This window comes from Limnochorda sp. LNt, assembly GCF_035593265.1.
GTDB classification, from domain to species: domain Bacteria; phylum Bacillota; class Limnochordia; order Limnochordales; family Geochordaceae; genus Geochorda; species Geochorda subterranea.
Map to the genome: position 1 here is coordinate 393,260 of NZ_CP141614.1, position 15,035 is coordinate 408,294.

Consider the following 15,035-nt stretch of genomic DNA (forward strand, 5'->3'; position numbering starts at 1 on the left):
CGGGGCATGAGCGTGACGACCCGCCCGTTGCGGGTGGCCACCCGGTCGAGCAGGCTGGCCCTGGCGCAGACGGAGGCGGTGGTGGAGCGGCTGCGGCGAAGCGTGCCGGGCGTCGCCGTGGAGATCGTGCCCATGACGACCCGGGGCGACCACGGTGCGTGGCAGGACGGCGCGCGGGGGGCCGAGAGGGTCGGCGCCTTCGTCAAGGAGCTGGAGGTGGCCCTCCAGGAGGGGCGGGCGGACCTGGCCGTCCACAGCCTCAAGGACGTGCCGACCGACCTGCCCGAAGGCCTGGTGCTCGGGGCGTTTCCCGAGCGGGAAGACCCTCGCGACGTCCTGGTGCTGCCGCCGGCTGGGAGCGAGCCCGTCGAGAGGCACGGGCACGCCCCGACGGACGCCACCTCGGCGCTGGCGGTGCTGGGGACGGGGGCACGCCTCGGCACGTCGTCGCAGCGCCGGGGTGTGCAGCTTCGCCTGTTGCGCCCGGACCTGGTGGCGGTGCCCGTGCGGGGCAACGTCGAGACCCGCCTGCGGCGTCTGGATGAGGGGCAGGTCGATGCCCTGGTGCTGGCGGGCGCCGGCCTGAGGCGCCTGGGCCTGGCTCACCGTGCCACCGTGTGGTTGGGCCCCGAGGCGGTGGTGCCGGCGGCCGGGCAGGGGACGCTGGCCGTGGAGTGCCGCGCCGATGACGGGGAGGTGCGGGAGGCGCTGGCGCTGCTGGACCGGCCCGAGTTGCGGGCGGCCGCCGAGGCGGAGCGGGCCTTCCTCGCCCGCACAGGGGCGGGCTGCCGCTGGCCGGTGGGCGCCTGGGCCCGGATGGTGGAGGGGCAGGAGCTGGAGCTGGTGGGGTTCGTGGCCATCCCGGCGGGCGAAGTACGCGAGGGCACGGCGGGGTGGATGGCCGCGCGAGGGTGGCGGCGCGTGCCCCTGCCCCGGGCGGTGGAGGCGGACGCTCCGGCGTGGGTCGACGCCGCCCGGCAGCTGGGGGAGTCCCTGGCCGACGAGCTGCTCCAGCGGGTGCGCTCGGGGGAGGGGACCTTCCTTGAGTCCGGGGCCGCTGGCGGGGTGTAGGGTGCTGGTGACCCGCCCCGCCCACCAGGCGGCGCCGACGGTGGCCGCGCTGGAGGCGGCGGGGGCGGCCGTGGTCGTCGAGCCGCTGATTCGCATCGAGCCCCCGGCCGATCCCGGCCCGCTTCGCGAGGCGGCGGAGGGTCTGCTCGAGGGAGCTTACGACTGGGCGGTCGTGACGAGCCCCAATGGGGCGGCCGCGCTGGCCGATGTCCTGGAGCAGGCGGCCGGATGGCCGCCGGGGCGCGGGCCGTCGGGCGAGGACGGGGCAGGCACACGCCTGCGGGCGCGGCTTTGCGCCGTGGGGCCGGGTACCCGAAAGGCGCTGGAGAGCCGGGGGCTCGTGGTGCACTGCGTGCCCGAGCGCGCCGAGGGGGCCGCCATCCCGGATGCGCTGCAACGTCTCGAACCGCTGGCGGGCCGCCGCATCCTGCTAGCCCTGGGAGACCGGGCGGACGACCGGCTGGAGGCGGCCCTGAGGGCACGTGGCGCCAGGCCCGTGCGGGTCACCGCCTACCGGACCCTGGAGGACCCTAGCGCAGCGAGGCAGGCGGCGGAGCGGGTGCGTCTGGGGGCCGTCGACCTGGTGCTGGTCGCGTCGCCCAGCCAGGTGGCGGCGCTCTCCGGAGCCCTTGTGCAATCGGGCGCCGGTCGAGGGGACGGCGAGATCCGGGCGGTCGCCATCGGCCCCACCACGGCCCGGGCGGCCGTCCAGGCGGGATGGCGTGTGACGCAGGCCCGCTCGCCGGACCCGGCGGGTCTGGTGGCGGCTTGCGTGGAGGCGTGGTCCGCGACCAAGGGGAGCCCTCCCCGCCCGGCGGGGCCGGACGACGGCCGGTGAGAGCAGAGGCGGCAGGCTCCCGGAAGGCAGGGTGAGCAGGGTGCAGGGCGTGCAGCGAGTCGAGCCGGCCCCCGGCAGGCGGGACATGGGGGGCGCGGTGGTCGGGCGGGAGACGGGGGTGCGCCCCCGGCGGCTGCGGCGCACTCCGGGTCTGCGTGCCATGGTGCGGGAGACCCGCCTTTCGAGCGAGCAGCTCATCTATCCCATCTTCGTGCAGCCGGCGGGCGTCGCCCTCCAGCCGGTGGAATCCATGCCCGGGGTGATGCGCTGGCCCGTCGACCGCGTGGACGAGCCGGCGGGGGAGGCGCTCGAGACAGGGGTGGGGGCGGTGCTCCTCTTCGGCATCCCGCCGGCCAAGGACGCTCGGGGTAGCGGCGCCGACGATCCCGAGGGCGTGGTGCAGCAGGCCGTGCGTCGCCTCAAGGCCCGGTGGCCCGAGCTGGTGGTGGTGACGGACGTGTGCCTGTGCGAGTACACGGAGCACGGCCACTGCGGGATCCTGCGGGAGCGGCGGGGGACGATGGAGGTCGACAACGACAAGACCCTCGAGCGCCTGGCGGCCACGGCGGTCTCCCACGCCGAGGCAGGTGCCGACATCGTGGCTCCCAGCTCCATGATGGACGACCAGGTGCGGGCCATCCGCCAGGCCCTGGACGCAGCCGGCTGGGAGGACGTGGCCGTCATGGCCTACTCGGCCAAGTTCGCGTCGGCCTTCTACGGGCCGTTCCGCGAGGCGGCCGGGTCGGCGCCCGCCTTCGGGGACCGGCGGGCCTACCAGATGGACCCCGCCAACGCCCGGGAGGCCCTGCGGGAGGTGGCCCTCGACGTGGCCCAGGGCGCGGACATCGTCATGGTGAAGCCGGCCCTGGCCTACCTCGACGTGGTGCGGGCCGTCCGGGAGGCCATGGCGCTGCCGGTCGCCGCCTACAACGTCAGCGGGGAGTACGCCATGGTGGAGGCCGCCGCCCGCCAGGGCTGGATCGACCGGCGGGCCGTGGTGCTGGAGAGCCTCACGGCCATGGCGCGGGCAGGGGCCGATCTCATCATCACCTACCACGCCGTCGAGGCGGCCCGGTGGCTGCGTGAGGGATGAGACGCATGACCAGACACAGTGAAGCGACGCAGCAGTGGTGGGAGAGGGCGCGGCACGCCATCCCGGGCGGGGTCAACAGCCCCGTGCGGGCGTTCGGTGCGGTGGGAGGCACCCCGGTCTTCATCGTGCGGGGGCAGGGGCCTTACGTCTACGACCTGGAGGGCCGCCGCTACATCGACCTCGTGCAATCGTGGGGCGCGGTCATCCTGGGCCACGCCCACCCCGCCGTCACGGAGGCGGTCAAGCGCGCGGCGGCGGACGGCACCAGCTTCGGCATGCCCACCACGGCCGAGGTAGAGCTGGCCGAGACCATCGCGGGGGCCATCCCCTCCGTGGAGATGGTACGCCTCGTCAACTCGGGCACCGAGGCGGTCATGAGCGCCGTGCGCCTGGCGAGGGCCGTGACGGGGCGGCCCTACGTCGTCAAGTTCGAAGGGTGCTACCACGGCCACTCGGACGGCATGCTAGTGCGGGCCGGCTCGGGGGCGGCCGTCTACGGGGCGCCGCAAGGAACTTCTTCGCCGGCGTCGCCCGGTGTCAGCCCGGGGGCGGCCGGCGAGACGCTGCTCGCCCGCTACAACCACCTGTCCGACGTCGAGGCCCTCTTCGATCGGTGGGGCGACCGGATCGCCGCCGTCGTGGTGGAGCCCGTCGCGGCCAACATGGGGGTGGTCCTGCCCGAGCCGGGCTTCCTCGAGGGGTTGCGGGAGCTGACGCGTCGCCACGGCAGCCTCCTCATCTTCGACGAGGTGATCACGGGCTTCAGGGTCGGCTGGAGCGGCGCCCAGGGCCGGCTCGGCGTGACACCGGATCTGACGTGCCTGGGCAAGGTCATCGGCGGCGGGCTGCCCGTGGGGGCCTACGGCGGGCCGCGGGCCCTGATGGAGCAGGTGGCCCCGGCGGGCCCCGTCTACCAGGCCGGCACGCTGTCGGGCAACCCCATCACGGTGGCGGCGGGCCTGGCGGTGCTGCGGGAGCTGGCTCGCCCGGGCGTCTACGAGCGCCTCGAGGCGTTGGGGCAGCGCCTGGCCGAGGGGCTGCGGCAGTCGGCCCGTGAGGCCGGGGTGGCCCTGTCGGTCGTGCAGATGGGAGGCCTGGTCGGCATCGCGTTCGCCGAGGCGGCGCCGACGGACTTCGACTCGGCAAGAGCGGCCGATGCCGGGCGCTACGCCCGCTTCTTCCATGCCATGCTCGAGCGGGGCGTCCACCTGGCACCCGCCATGCTGGAGGCCGTCTTCGTGGGGCTGGCCCACGACGAGGCGGTGGTGGACGCGGTCGTCGAGGCGGCCCAGGCGGCCCTCATCGAGTCGGCACGGTAGGCAGCGGCCGGCCCTTCAGCCCCGGCGGGGCTCCCGGTGGCCGAGCAGGGCCAGTACGGCGGTGCGTTCGGCCGGGTCTCGCTCGTAGAGGCCCCGCACCGCCATCGTGACAGCCCGGGAGCCCTCGGCACGGGCGCCCCGCATGATCATGCAGAGGTGCTCCGCCTCGATCACCACGGCCACGCCCCGAGGGCGCAGCCGGGCCTCGACGGCGTCGGCGATCTGGTTGGTGAGGCGCTCCTGGACCTGCGGGCGGCGGGCGTACCCCTGCACCAGGCGCGCCAGCTTGGAGAGCCCGGTCAGCCGCCCGCCGGCGGGGAGGTAGGCGATGTGGACCCTCCCCATGAAGGGGAGCAGGTGGTGCTCGCACATGGAGTGGAGGGGGATGTCGCGCACCACCACCAGGTCCTCGGCTCCCTCCTCGTAGGTGAGGGTCAGCTCGTCGGCGGGCTCTTCGTGCACGCCTGCGAAGATCTCGACCAGCATCCGTGCCGCCCGGTCGGGCGTCTCCCGCAACCCCGGGCGGTCCGGATCCTCGCCGACGGCCTCCAGGATCTCCCGGACGGCGCGGCGGATCCGCTCGAGCCGCTGCGGATCGACGTCGGGTGCCTCGTCCATGGCAAGCCCCGCTTTCGAGGCCCGAAGGCCCGGTCTCGGGCCGGCGCCGCGCCGGCCAACGCATTGTAGCACATCACTGCCAGTGGACGTGGACGCCCCGCTGCAGCAGCTCGGCGAAGAAGGGCTCGGGCTCCGGCCCCCCTTCGGCCTCGGGGGCGAAGACGCCGCGACGGGTGATGCGACCCCGCGCCATCCACAGTGCGCCCAGCGCCACGGGCACCGCCGTCAGGTCGGCCATGTGGCCGACCCCCGAGTAGAGCCGCTCGGCGGGTTGGCCGTCCTTGCGCCCCCGCACTCGCACCACGAAGCCCGACGCCGCCGGGCGTCTGGGCCCCAGACGCTCGAAGACCGGCAAGAGCGGCTTGAGGATGGCGGCGAGCCGCCGGCGCCGGCCATGGGTGGCCGTCAGCCCCATCCGCCCGAAGGCGACGGCCAGGGCGTTGAGGCTGGGCTCGCTGAGGCCGCCCTTGAGGCGCACCTCCTGCAGGCCCGGCACGAAGCGCGGCACCGTCACCGGCTCGGGGTGCCCCACGTGGTAGACGGTGACCGTGCCGATGGGGTCGGGGAAGGTGACCCGCTCCGGCTCCGTGCCCGCCGGCACCTCGAGCCAGCGGCCGCCCGCGAAGGTGCTGACGCGGCGGCTGAAGATGTGCATGGTGTGCAGCACCACGGCCGTGCCCTCGGAGTCGGCGCTGCTGCCGGCCCAGGCCAGGTGGGCGGACTCGACGGCGTCGAGGGTCGCGGCGGCGTGGCGCACGCAGAGGTTGGTGAGGCCGGGCGTCCAGCCCAGGCCCGTCAGGATGGCGACGTCGGCCGAGCGCGCCGCCTCGTCGAGCGCCAGCACCCGGCTGGCCGCGTCGTGGTCGTCGCAGAGGCTGACGTAGGGTCGCCGGGCCTCGATGGCGGCTTGGACCAGGGGCTCCTCCAGCAGGTAGAACGGGCCGGCCGCCCCCACCGCAACGTCGTGCTCCCGCATGAGGGCCACGACGGCCGGTCGATCCAGCGCGTCGACGGCGACGGCCTCCACCCGGGCCCGCACCGACGGGTCCCGTGCCAGGAGATCCCGCACCGCCTGCGCCTTGCGCTCGTTGCGATCGGCGAGGGTGACCTGCTCGACGCCGGGCGTCACGGCCAGCTCCAGGGCCGCGCGCCGCCCCATGTCGCCTGCGCCTCCCAAGACGACGAACCGCAAATCCCACCCCTCCCACCTGGCGCTTCGCCGTGGCGCGGCCGCGCTCCTCGCCCCCAGCGTCGCACCGTTGCCCCGGTGCGGGCAGGAGCAAGTCGAAGCCCGGCGTATCCCTGCGCAGGCACCCCCATCCATACGCCTCCCCTCGTGCGCCGCCGGGGGCGCCCAGGGCCCATGGGAGAGGATGAGGCCCATGTCCACGTCCCCGGTCGTCTTCGATCCGACCAGCGAAGCGCTGCTGCAGGAGCGCTACGCCGTCTACCGCGCCATGCGCGAGCTGGCGCCGGTCTACCTCGTGGCCGATTCGCCCTTTCCGATCCGAGTGCTCTTTCGCTACCGCGACGTGGTGGCGGTGCTCAAGAGCCCCGCCTTCGTGCGCGAGGCCCGAAACGCCGGCCACGAGCTGCCCGTGCGCGAGGAGACCGTCCGCATCCGACAATTGTTGTCGACGTGGATGCTGTTGCGGGATCCGCCCGATCACACGCGGTTGCGGGGCCTGGTGAGCAAGGCCTTCACGCCCCGGGCGGTGGCGGCGATGGAGGGCTTCATCCGCCAGACCGCCGAGGCGCTGCTGGATCGCATCCAGAGGCAGGGGCAGGCCGACCTCCTGCAGGACTTCGCGGAGCCCTTGCCGGTCATCGTCATCACCCGGCTGCTGGGAGCCCCGGACGAGGACAGGGAGCGCTTCCGGCGGTGGGCCCGGATCATCGCGGCCTACCTCGGCGCCTGGTCGCCCGAGGACGTGCCGCCTCAGGTCTCGGCCGCCGCGGTGGAGATGGCCGAGTACATGGGGACGCTGCTGGACCGCCGCCGGCGGGAGCCCGGGGACGACCTGATCAGCGCCCTGCTGGCCGCCGAGCAGGACGGCCAGCGGCTCTCGCACGACGAGGTCATCGGCACCGTCGTCATGCTCCTGACGGCGGGCCATGAGACCACGGTCAACCTCATCGCCAATGGCACGTACGCCCTGCTGCGCCACCCCCACGAGCTGGAGCGGCTGCGGCGCTCACCCGAGCTCGTGCCACTGGCCGTCGAGGAACTGCTGCGCTACGACTCGCCGGTGCAGATGACCGCCCGCCACTGCGCCACGCCCGTCGAGATCGGCGGGGCGCGCTGGCAGCGAGGCGATGCCGTCTTGCTGATGCTGGGGTCGGCCAACCGGGACCCCGAGGCCTTCCCCGACGCCGACCGGCTGGACGTGGGGCGGCAGCCCAACGAACACCTGGCCTTCGGACACGGCGCCCACTACTGCGTGGGGGCGGGGCTGGCACGGCTCGAGGGGCGGGTAGCCTTCACCATGATGCTCGAGCGGCTCCGGGGGCTGCGGCTGGTGCGGGAGCCCCGGTACGTGCCCAACGTCGCCTTCCGGGCGCTGGAGTCGCTGCCGGTGGCCTGGGAGAGCTGAGCCACGCATGGCAGGACGCTGGAACCGGTGGGACCACCGCCTCTTCGCGGCCCTCTACGACCTGCTCGCACCGGCGGCCGAGGAGGCCTACTACGCGGCGCGACGGGCTGAGATCGCCGGCGGGGCGACGGGACGGGTGCTGGAGATCGGGGCCGGCACGGGGGCCAACTTGCCCCACTACCCGGCCGAGACCGTGCTCGTGGCGGTCGAGCCCAACGCCCACATGCTCCGCCGCGCCCGGCGCAAAGCCGCCCGGCACGGCCGGTCGGTAAGGTGGGTGGAGGCAGCGGCCGAGGCGCTGCCGTTCGAAGACCGAAGCTTCGACACGGTGGTCTCGACGCTGGTGCTCTGCTCGGTGACGGATCCCGGGGCGGCTGCCCGGGATCTGTGGCGGGTCCTGCGGCCCGGTGGGACGCTGCGGATCGTGGAGCACGTGCGGGCCGAGGATCCGGCCCTGGCACGATGGCAGGACCGGGTGACGCCGGTGTGGCGGCGGCTCGGGGCAGGGTGTCACCCCAACCGCCCGACCCTGGCCATCCTGGAGCGGGCCGGCTTCGAGACGGTGCAGGTGCGGCTGGAGTCCTTCGGGCCGGCGCCCGTGCGGCCGCACGTGGTGGCCGTGCTGCACAAGGCGGGGCGCGACGACGGGCGCTGAGAGGATGGGCCTCGCCTGCGGGCGAAAGAGCCCGCCGTGGAGACGACCGCTTCGACCTGGCTGCAACAACCCGGCGCGTGGCTGGATGTGCTCGGGCAGGTGCTGTGGCGGGTGGCGCTGGCCGTCGTCATCGCGGCAGGCGCCAAGATCGCCTCGGATCTGGCCATCCGCCTCTTCGACCGGCTGGGGGCGAGGCCCCTGCGCTCCCGCCAGCGGGAGGTGCTCGGGCCGCTCTTCCGCGGCTTCATCCGCTACGCCATCTACACCCTGGCCGCCCTGCTGATCCTCAACAAGTCGCTGGGTCTCAGCACCGCCAGCCTCATCACGGCGACGGGGATCCTGGGGCTGGCGGTCAGCTTCGGGCTGCAGGGGTTCGTGCGGGACGTGGTGACGGGCATCTCGCTGTTGATGGAGGACGCCCTCGCCCCGGGGGACCTGGTGGAGATCGCCGGTCAGACGGGCGTGGTCGAGGAGATCGGGCTGCGCTCCACACGCCTGCGGGACGCCCAGGGCGAGCTGCGGGTCATCCCCAACGGCAACATTGGCCCCGTCGTCAACTACTCCCGGCGACGCGTCGCCGCCATCACGTTCTTCACGCCGGCGGGCGGCGGGGCGGCGGCGAGCGGCGAGGCGACCGCGGGCGGCGGCGAGGCGACGCCGGGCGGCAGGGAGCCGGCTGAGCTCGTGCGGGCCCTGGAGGAGGCCCTGCGGGGTCTGCTGGAGGAGCTATGGCGAGCGAGGGCGCTGGCCGCGAGGCTCGTTGGCGTGCAGTGGGCACCGCTGACGGGCGCCGGCCTGGCCCTGGTGACGCTGAGGGTGTCGCTGGAGGATCTCCACCAGCGGGTGCTGGTGGAGCCGGTGCTGCTGCCGGCCGTCCGCTCGGTGCTGGCCCGCCTGGGCCTCGAGGCGCACGAGGGGCGGCTCACCGTACGCTTCGAGGGCGACGGGGCGGCCAACGGGTAAGGCGGGTCGAGGGAGACCTACGGTGAGGTTCGAGGCTACGTGAGGCCGCCCTCCACGCTAAACGACGACATCACGTACGAGATCGCCTTTTTGCACGCGCTGGACCGGCATGGCCCCACCCTCACATCGGAGCAACTGGCGCTCTACTGGCTCGCGTTGATCCCCATGGGCTGGAGCGCCGGGCCGTGCCCCGCAGCGCCGCCGCCAGCAAGGCGTAGGCGCTCAGTTCGTAGGGCCCCGATCTCATCAGCACGGACAGGGTCGGCGGCATCTTGCCCCCTAGCAGGGGCAGGCTGAAGGAGTCCGTGCCCAGCAAGAGCCCGTACAGCCCCGCCCATCCCATCACCACTATGTAGCTCAAGGGGTGTCCCCGCTCGTCGAGGATCAGCCCGACGCCTGCGATGCTGACGGTCGCCAGCAGCAGTTGAGCCCGAAGATGCGTGCCCACTCCGCCAGGGGCGTGGGAAGGGACTCCGCGCCCCCGGCGAGGGCCTGAGTCGGGATGCGTCCTCTCAGTACCCCTTCGGGAAGCACGGCGTAGCCCAGGCTCCAGGCCACGAGGCAGACGGCCGCTGCCAGCACCCACAGGGCGCCGAAACGGACCCAGACGCTGCGGTGTGTGAGCAGGGCGTGCAAGCGCGGTCACGACTCCTTTCCACGAGCCTATCCCAGAGAAGCGGTCATGCCGACGAAGACCGGGAAGCATTCCTAACAGGGAGCCGTTGGTCAGCGTACCCATTCGAGTGGCGTGGGTCAAGGCCGCAATCGGGCTTGACACCGCCCTCAAAGACGATGTAGCGTGAAAGCAAGAATTGAGTTGGAACATCGCACTTAACCGGTTCAGTCGCGTAGAGAGGCCTGGGATGATGGGGCCTACGATTCGAGACGTGGCAGCCAGGGCCAGGGTCTCCAAGGCTACGGTCTCCTATGTCCTCAACGGTCGCCCGGGCGTGAGCGCCAGGACCCGCCAGCGCGTGCTGGAGGTCATGGAGGAGCTCGGGTACCGCCCCAACACCGTGGCTCGCAGTCTCGCCAGCCGCAAGACGCAAACCCTCGGCCTCGTCATCCCCGACATCTCCGACATGTTCTACGCCCATATCATCCGGGGCGTCGAGAGCGCCGCCAATGAGCGCGACTACATCCTCAACCTCTGCACGACACGCTCGGATCCCCGTCGTGAGCGAGAGGTCGTCGACTCCCTCATGAGTGGCCGGGTCGACGGCGTCATCTTGATGACGTACTCCCTGGACCACGCCTATCTTGAGAAGCTGCGCGCCACGGGGCGTCCGTTCGTCCTCCTGGACGACCCGGACGCCGGGCCCTCATTGCACGCAGTCAGCGTCGACAACTCGGAGGCCGGCTTCAAGGCGGCCGAGTATCTCATCAGCCTGGGCCATCGCAAGATCGCGTTCATTCACGGGTCGCCCCGGTCTCGGGATACCTGGTATCGATTCTCCGGATTCCGGCGGGCCCTCCAAGCCTCCGGCGTCGCGTTGAGGGAAGAGTACGTCCGGGTCGGCGACTTCACCCGGGATGGAGGGTTCAAGGCCGCCAGCGAGCTGATGAGTCTTCCCGATCCGCCGACGGCCATCCTGGCTGCCAACGACCAGATGGCAATCGGCGCGTTGGAGGCGATTACCCGTAGTGGGCGCAGGGTTCCGGAGGACGTCTCGCTCATGGGGGTCGACGACATCGAGGCGGCGTCCATGATCCGGCCTCCCCTGACGACGATCCGGCAGCCGACTTACGAGATGGGCCGGCAGGCGGTGGACCTCCTGGTTCGACTCATCGGTGGCGAAGAGCTCGAGCCTCGGCATATCCTCTTGCCTGTCACTTTGGTGGTGCGGGAATCGTGCCGATCCGCGACCTGAGACCGAAGGCTGGTGGGTGCCCGGCCTGGTAGGCGGTCTGGTAGCGATTTCGGAAGGGTCCGTGTGGGTGGCAATTGAACCGGTTAAGGCCCCCCGAAGGGAGGGCACGAGATGGCCGCCTGTGTGTCCTGGCGGCACTGCCTGGCCGCGATCGGCCTGACGCTCCTGCTGGCGCTCGATGCCGGCCCGGCAACGGCTGCTACCACGCTGCTGTGGTCGATGGAGAGTCCCGACGACCTCGCCGGCATCGGCAACGACAACACCGGGGCGCGCTTCGAGCTGGCGGGCGACGTCGCGTATGAGGGTGACCGATCCCTCAAGGTCATCCCCAGCGGCAACGCCATCGAGACGAAGGTAGCGCTGCCTCTCGACGGGAGTCGCGTCGAGAAGTGGGCCGGCAGCGGCGAGTTGGTCTTGCACGTCTACGTTCCGGAGGGCACCCGGCTCCAGCCTGGGATGTTCTTCCTGGGCATGGCGGACGTGACCTCCGGGTGGCAATGGGTCGGCGGTGTCTTTTCAGAGGCCGAGGTCGAGGTCGGGACCGGCTGGAACGAGGTGCGTTACCGGCTCGCCGGGTCGATGCGCAACGTCGATCCCGGCCGCCGTTACATGATCTACCTGGCTTTCGCCGGGTTCGACGAGAAGGGACAGAAGGTGCCGCTGACGGAGCCCTTTTACCTCGACGCCATGGGAGTCACGCGGGGGATGTCTCGTCTCGAGCTAATGGACCGCGTCTCGCCCGCCATCAAGAAGGAAGTCGAGACGCTGCTTCAGCTCAGCGACGAAGAATTGCTCACCGCGATCCAGCGAAAGACCTTCGCCTACTTCTGGGAGCTCGCGAATCCGCTCAACGGACTGATCCCTGACCGCACCCGAGAGGGAGCGCCGTCCAGCATCGCAGCCGTGGGATTCGGCCTGAGTGCCATCCCTGTGGGCATCGAACGGGGTTGGATCACCCGGGGGGAGGGGTACCATCGGGCGCTGACCACGCTGCGAACGTTCGCCAACGGCGGTGTCGAAGGCGGGAGAGGGTTCTTCTATCACTTCGTGGACATGCAGACAGGCCGGCGGTGGTCCGGCAGCGAGCTGTCGTCCATCGACACCGCCCTCTTCCTGGCAGGGGCGCTCACGGTCGGCAAGTACTTCGCCGGCACCGAGGTGGAGGCGCTGGCCAATCGGCTGTATGAGGCCGTCGACTGGCGGTGGATGATGAACGAGGGCACCACACCGTCCATGGGGTGGACCCCAGAAGGCGGCTTCATCCAGGCCCGGTGGAACACCTTCAATGAAGGCCTGCTCCTGCACATCCTGGCCATCGGCTCTCCCAGCCATCCCATCCCGCCCTCGGCCTGGGACGAGATCCACCGGCCCATCCAGGGCGATCACATCGCCCTGCCAAGCGAGGTGCTCTTCGTCTACCAGTACCCGCTCATCTGGCTCGACCTGCGGGACATGGAGGACGCGTACGCCAACTACTTCAACAACGCGGTGGCCGCGACGCTTCACAACCGCCGCTTCAGCCTGCGCCAGCGCGACCGGTACAAGACGTACGAACCGGACATCTGGGGATTGAGCGCCTCCGACGGTCCCGCCGGCTACCGGGCCTACGGGGCTGCCGAGGGCCATCACGACGGGACCATCGCGCCCTATGCGTCGATCGCCTCCATTCCCTTCACGCCGGAGCACTCGCTCAGGGCGATTCGTGCCATGCTGGAGCGATACGGTCCCCTCATCTGGGGAGAGTACGGCTTCGTCAGCGCCTTCAACGCGGACGAAGAGTGGTACTCGACCGAACACATCGGCATCGACCAGGGCGCCATCCTGCTCATGATCGAGAACTACCGCACCGGTCTCATCTGGCGCTACTTCATGCAGAACAAGCCGGTGCGCGCAGCGCTGGAGAAGGTGGGGTTCGTCGAGCGTCGCTCGGACTACGCCGTCACCCCGGCCTATCGGGCCAAGTGGGAGCAGATGCAGTTGGGTGTGGAGCAGCGCCACGCGGTCGCCGTGCGCCGCAGCGCCCCCATCGAGATCGACGGCGACCTCGCGGAGTGGACGGCTGTGCCGTTCAACGTGGTCGACGAGACGATGAACGTGCCGGATCCGGGCCTGCAGAAGGTAGACCCCTCTCAGATGGTGTTGCGCGGGCGGTTCGCGGCCCAATGGGACGAGCGGTTCTTGTACCTGGCCGCCGAGGTGACGGACCCCGTCGTGGTGAGCAACATTACCCCGGACGATCTCAAGGCGTTCTACCGCACCGACTCGATCGAGTTTTACATCGACCCGGCACGGGCGGGATCCGATGCAGGCCTCATGAAGCTGGCCATTCTGCCTTTTGACACGCAGGGCCACGTCCAGGCTGTCCGGCATGAGGACGCGCGCCCGGGCCCCATCGACAAGACGGCCCCGGGCGTCCGGGTCGCCTCCGGCCGCTCGGCTGACGGTTATGTCGTGGAGGTGGCCATTCCGCTGCAGCTCCTCGGCATCGAGGGCAAGGCCGGTGTCTCACTAGGGTTCTCGTTCACCATTCACAACACCAACAACCGGGACGCAGGCCTCGGTGAGTACGCGAGGACGCACATGCTGGCCTGGAACAACGTGCCGGCCGTTTGGGCCAATCCCGACCTCTGGGGCACGCTCACCCTCGAGTGAGCGAACCAAGGAAAGGTTGGGAGGACGAAGTGACGAGGCTCTGGCATGACCTGTGGGGCAGGAGTGTGGGCGCGGCGTTCGTGGTGTTGGTGCTGGTGGCGACGTTGGCAGCGGCGGACGCCATGGCGAAGACCCGCATCACGGTCTTCGCCTGGGGTAACGCCCAGGAGATGCAAAATCGCAGGGCCCAGACCGAGGCTTTCATGAAGGCCAACCCGGACGTGGAAGTGCAGCTCGAGGTCTCCCCGCCCGGGCCTGACTGGGAGCGCAAGCTCGACACCATGCTGGCCGCCGGGACGGCCGCGGACGTCATCATGATGTCGGCCGACTGGCACGGCAATCGCGGGCGGCGGGGTATCTTCACGGACCTCCGGCCGTTCGTCGAGCGGGACGGCCTCAACCTGGAGGCGGTCCTCCTCCCCGGCATCGACAACGGCTACGTCTGGCCCAACGGCTTCCGGGAGGGCATGCCGATCACCGGCGCGTCCCTGGTGGTGGCCTTCAACAAGGACATGTTCGATGATGCCGGGCTCGCGTACCCGACGAGAGGGTGGACGTGGGACGACTTCCTCGCGTACGCCCGCAAGCTGACCCGCGGAGAGGGCCTGCAGAAGATCTACGGAGCGGCCGATCACTGGGGGATCGCCACGCTGGCTCCGCACATCTTCGGTGGCCGCATCTTCAACGACGACCACAGCCAGATCCTGGCCGACGATCCCAAGGTGGCAAAGGGCATCCAGTTCTTCCTCGACATGATGAAGGTCGACCGGGTCATGCCTGACGCCGCGGCAAGCCAGGGGATGCCGTCCGACCAGCGGTTCTACGCCGGCAGGGCCGGCATGATCTTCATGGCCACCTGGGACATCCCGACTTTCCAGCAGCGGATCGGCAAGCGGTTCGCCTGGGACATCGTGCCGATGCCGGCGGACCCCGCGACCGCCCGCCCCGTGACGCTCATCTGGACGACCGGGTACGCCGTCAACGCGAAGGCCAAGGACAAGGATGCGGCGTGGCGCTACGTCAAGTTCATGAGCACCGACCCGAGAGCATCGGAGATCGCGGCGCAGATCGCCATCCCGTCGGTGAAGGACGTCGCCTACTCGACGTTCGTCAAGCAGTCCCAGCCGGGTTGGGTCCCCATCGATCTGACAGCGTTCGTGGATTCGTTCGCCTTCGGGATCCTCAACCCGATGGGGGGCTATTACGCGAAGATCAATGACGAGTACAACCGCGCGTGGGAGGCCATCTACCTGGGCAAGGTCGACCCCGTCAGCGGGATGCAGGAGTTCGCCAAGAAGGCTCGCGAGATCCTGGCCACCCTCCAGTAAGGGAGCCTAGGTGACTGCTCGGTTTCCTGTTGA

The 15,035-nt window shown here is 71.0% G+C and carries 14 protein-coding genes; 10 read left to right on the top strand and 4 right to left on the bottom strand.

What is annotated here, in order from left to right:
* Positions 1 to 6: 6 nt before the first annotated feature.
* The 4 genes from hemC to hemL all read left to right on the top strand — a co-directional run bounded on the left by hemC (position 7) and on the right by hemL (position 4,321).
* Entirely contained in the window at positions 7 to 1,071 is a 1,065-nt protein-coding gene (gene hemC, locus VLY81_RS01885) for a hydroxymethylbilane synthase (protein WP_324669337.1), read from the top strand.
* On the top strand, positions 1,043 to 1,909 hold the full coding sequence (locus tag VLY81_RS01890) for a uroporphyrinogen-III synthase (RefSeq protein ID WP_324669338.1): 867 nt from the start codon (positions 1,043 to 1,045) through the stop codon (positions 1,907 to 1,909). Before hemC ends, VLY81_RS01890 begins: the two co-directional genes overlap by 29 nt.
* An 85-nt stretch (positions 1,910 to 1,994) precedes the next feature.
* The gene (gene hemB, locus VLY81_RS01895) at positions 1,995 to 3,002 is read left to right on the top strand and encodes a porphobilinogen synthase (protein WP_405001308.1); all 1,008 of its coding nucleotides are present in this window, start codon (positions 1,995 to 1,997) and stop codon (positions 3,000 to 3,002) included.
* Between the two features lie 5 nt (positions 3,003 to 3,007).
* A complete protein-coding gene (gene hemL, locus VLY81_RS01900; protein WP_324669340.1) occupies positions 3,008 to 4,321 on the top strand; it encodes a glutamate-1-semialdehyde 2,1-aminomutase in 1,314 nt (437 codons plus the stop codon).
* A gap of 15 nt (positions 4,322 to 4,336) precedes the next feature.
* Here the strand turns inward: hemL and folE are convergent, their stop codons facing one another.
* A complete protein-coding gene (gene folE / locus VLY81_RS01905; protein WP_324669341.1) occupies positions 4,337 to 4,939 on the bottom strand; it encodes a GTP cyclohydrolase I FolE in 603 nt (200 codons plus the stop codon).
* Positions 4,940 to 5,012: 73 nt separating this feature from the next.
* Complete coding sequence (locus tag VLY81_RS01910; RefSeq protein ID WP_324669342.1) at positions 5,013 to 6,131, bottom strand: saccharopine dehydrogenase family protein; 1,119 nt, start codon at positions 6,129 to 6,131, stop codon at positions 5,013 to 5,015.
* Positions 6,132 to 6,321: 190 nt separating this feature from the next.
* On the opposite strand from VLY81_RS01910, the gene VLY81_RS01915 reads away from it, so the two are divergent.
* Genes VLY81_RS01915 through VLY81_RS01925 form a run of 3 tightly spaced genes read left to right on the top strand, consistent with a single transcriptional unit; the run spans position 6,322 to position 9,151 of the window.
* Positions 6,322 to 7,533 (top strand): cytochrome P450, encoded by a 1,212-nt coding sequence (locus VLY81_RS01915; RefSeq protein ID WP_324669343.1) that lies wholly within the window; start codon positions 6,322 to 6,324, stop codon positions 7,531 to 7,533.
* Positions 7,534 to 7,540: 7 nt separating this feature from the next.
* Positions 7,541 to 8,188, top strand: a complete 648-nt coding sequence (locus VLY81_RS01920; protein WP_324669344.1) for a class I SAM-dependent methyltransferase — start codon at positions 7,541 to 7,543, stop codon at positions 8,186 to 8,188.
* Between the two features lie 36 nt (positions 8,189 to 8,224).
* Positions 8,225 to 9,151, top strand: a complete 927-nt coding sequence (locus VLY81_RS01925; RefSeq protein WP_324669345.1) for a mechanosensitive ion channel family protein — start codon at positions 8,225 to 8,227, stop codon at positions 9,149 to 9,151.
* 121 nt (positions 9,152 to 9,272) lie between these two features.
* Here the strand turns inward: VLY81_RS01925 and VLY81_RS01930 are convergent, their stop codons facing one another.
* Both VLY81_RS01930 and VLY81_RS01935 read right to left on the bottom strand, forming a co-directional pair.
* Positions 9,273 to 9,599: a hypothetical protein gene (locus VLY81_RS01930; protein ID WP_324669346.1), complete on the bottom strand. Its 327-nt coding sequence runs from the start codon at positions 9,597 to 9,599 to the stop codon at positions 9,273 to 9,275.
* The gene (locus VLY81_RS01935; RefSeq protein ID WP_324669347.1) at positions 9,536 to 9,787 is read right to left on the bottom strand and encodes a hypothetical protein; all 252 of its coding nucleotides are present in this window, start codon (positions 9,785 to 9,787) and stop codon (positions 9,536 to 9,538) included. Before VLY81_RS01935 ends, VLY81_RS01930 begins: the two co-directional genes overlap by 64 nt.
* Before the next feature lie 230 nt (positions 9,788 to 10,017).
* Between VLY81_RS01935 and VLY81_RS01940 the strand changes: the two genes are divergently transcribed.
* The 3 genes from VLY81_RS01940 (at position 10,018) to VLY81_RS01950 (ending at position 15,002) form a co-directional block, all read left to right on the top strand.
* Positions 10,018 to 11,022, top strand: coding sequence for a LacI family DNA-binding transcriptional regulator (locus VLY81_RS01940; RefSeq protein ID WP_324670313.1), 1,005 nt, complete (start codon positions 10,018 to 10,020; stop codon positions 11,020 to 11,022).
* Between the two features lie 111 nt (positions 11,023 to 11,133).
* On the top strand, positions 11,134 to 13,674 hold the full coding sequence (locus tag VLY81_RS01945) for a glucoamylase family protein (RefSeq protein ID WP_324669348.1): 2,541 nt from the start codon (positions 11,134 to 11,136) through the stop codon (positions 13,672 to 13,674).
* A 29-nt stretch (positions 13,675 to 13,703) separates the two neighbouring features.
* Complete coding sequence (locus VLY81_RS01950) at positions 13,704 to 15,002, top strand: ABC transporter substrate-binding protein (protein WP_324669349.1); 1,299 nt, start codon at positions 13,704 to 13,706, stop codon at positions 15,000 to 15,002.
* Positions 15,003 to 15,035 lie beyond the last annotated feature (33 nt).

Coding starts and splice junctions, on each gene's coding strand:
- hemC (WP_324669337.1), top strand. CDS start 7: ATGAGCGTGACGACCCGCCCGTTGCGGGTGGCCACCCGGTCGAGCAGG.
- hemB (WP_405001308.1), top strand. CDS start 1,995: ATGGGGGGCGCGGTGGTCGGGCGGGAGACGGGGGTGCGCCCCCGGCGG.
- hemL (WP_324669340.1), top strand. CDS start 3,008: ATGACCAGACACAGTGAAGCGACGCAGCAGTGGTGGGAGAGGGCGCGG.
- folE (WP_324669341.1), bottom strand. CDS start 4,939: ATGGACGAGGCACCCGACGTCGATCCGCAGCGGCTCGAGCGGATCCGC.
- VLY81_RS01915 (WP_324669343.1), top strand. CDS start 6,322: ATGTCCACGTCCCCGGTCGTCTTCGATCCGACCAGCGAAGCGCTGCTG.
- VLY81_RS01920 (WP_324669344.1), top strand. CDS start 7,541: ATGGCAGGACGCTGGAACCGGTGGGACCACCGCCTCTTCGCGGCCCTC.
- VLY81_RS01940 (WP_324670313.1), top strand. CDS start 10,018: ATGGGGCCTACGATTCGAGACGTGGCAGCCAGGGCCAGGGTCTCCAAG.
- VLY81_RS01945 (WP_324669348.1), top strand. CDS start 11,134: ATGGCCGCCTGTGTGTCCTGGCGGCACTGCCTGGCCGCGATCGGCCTG.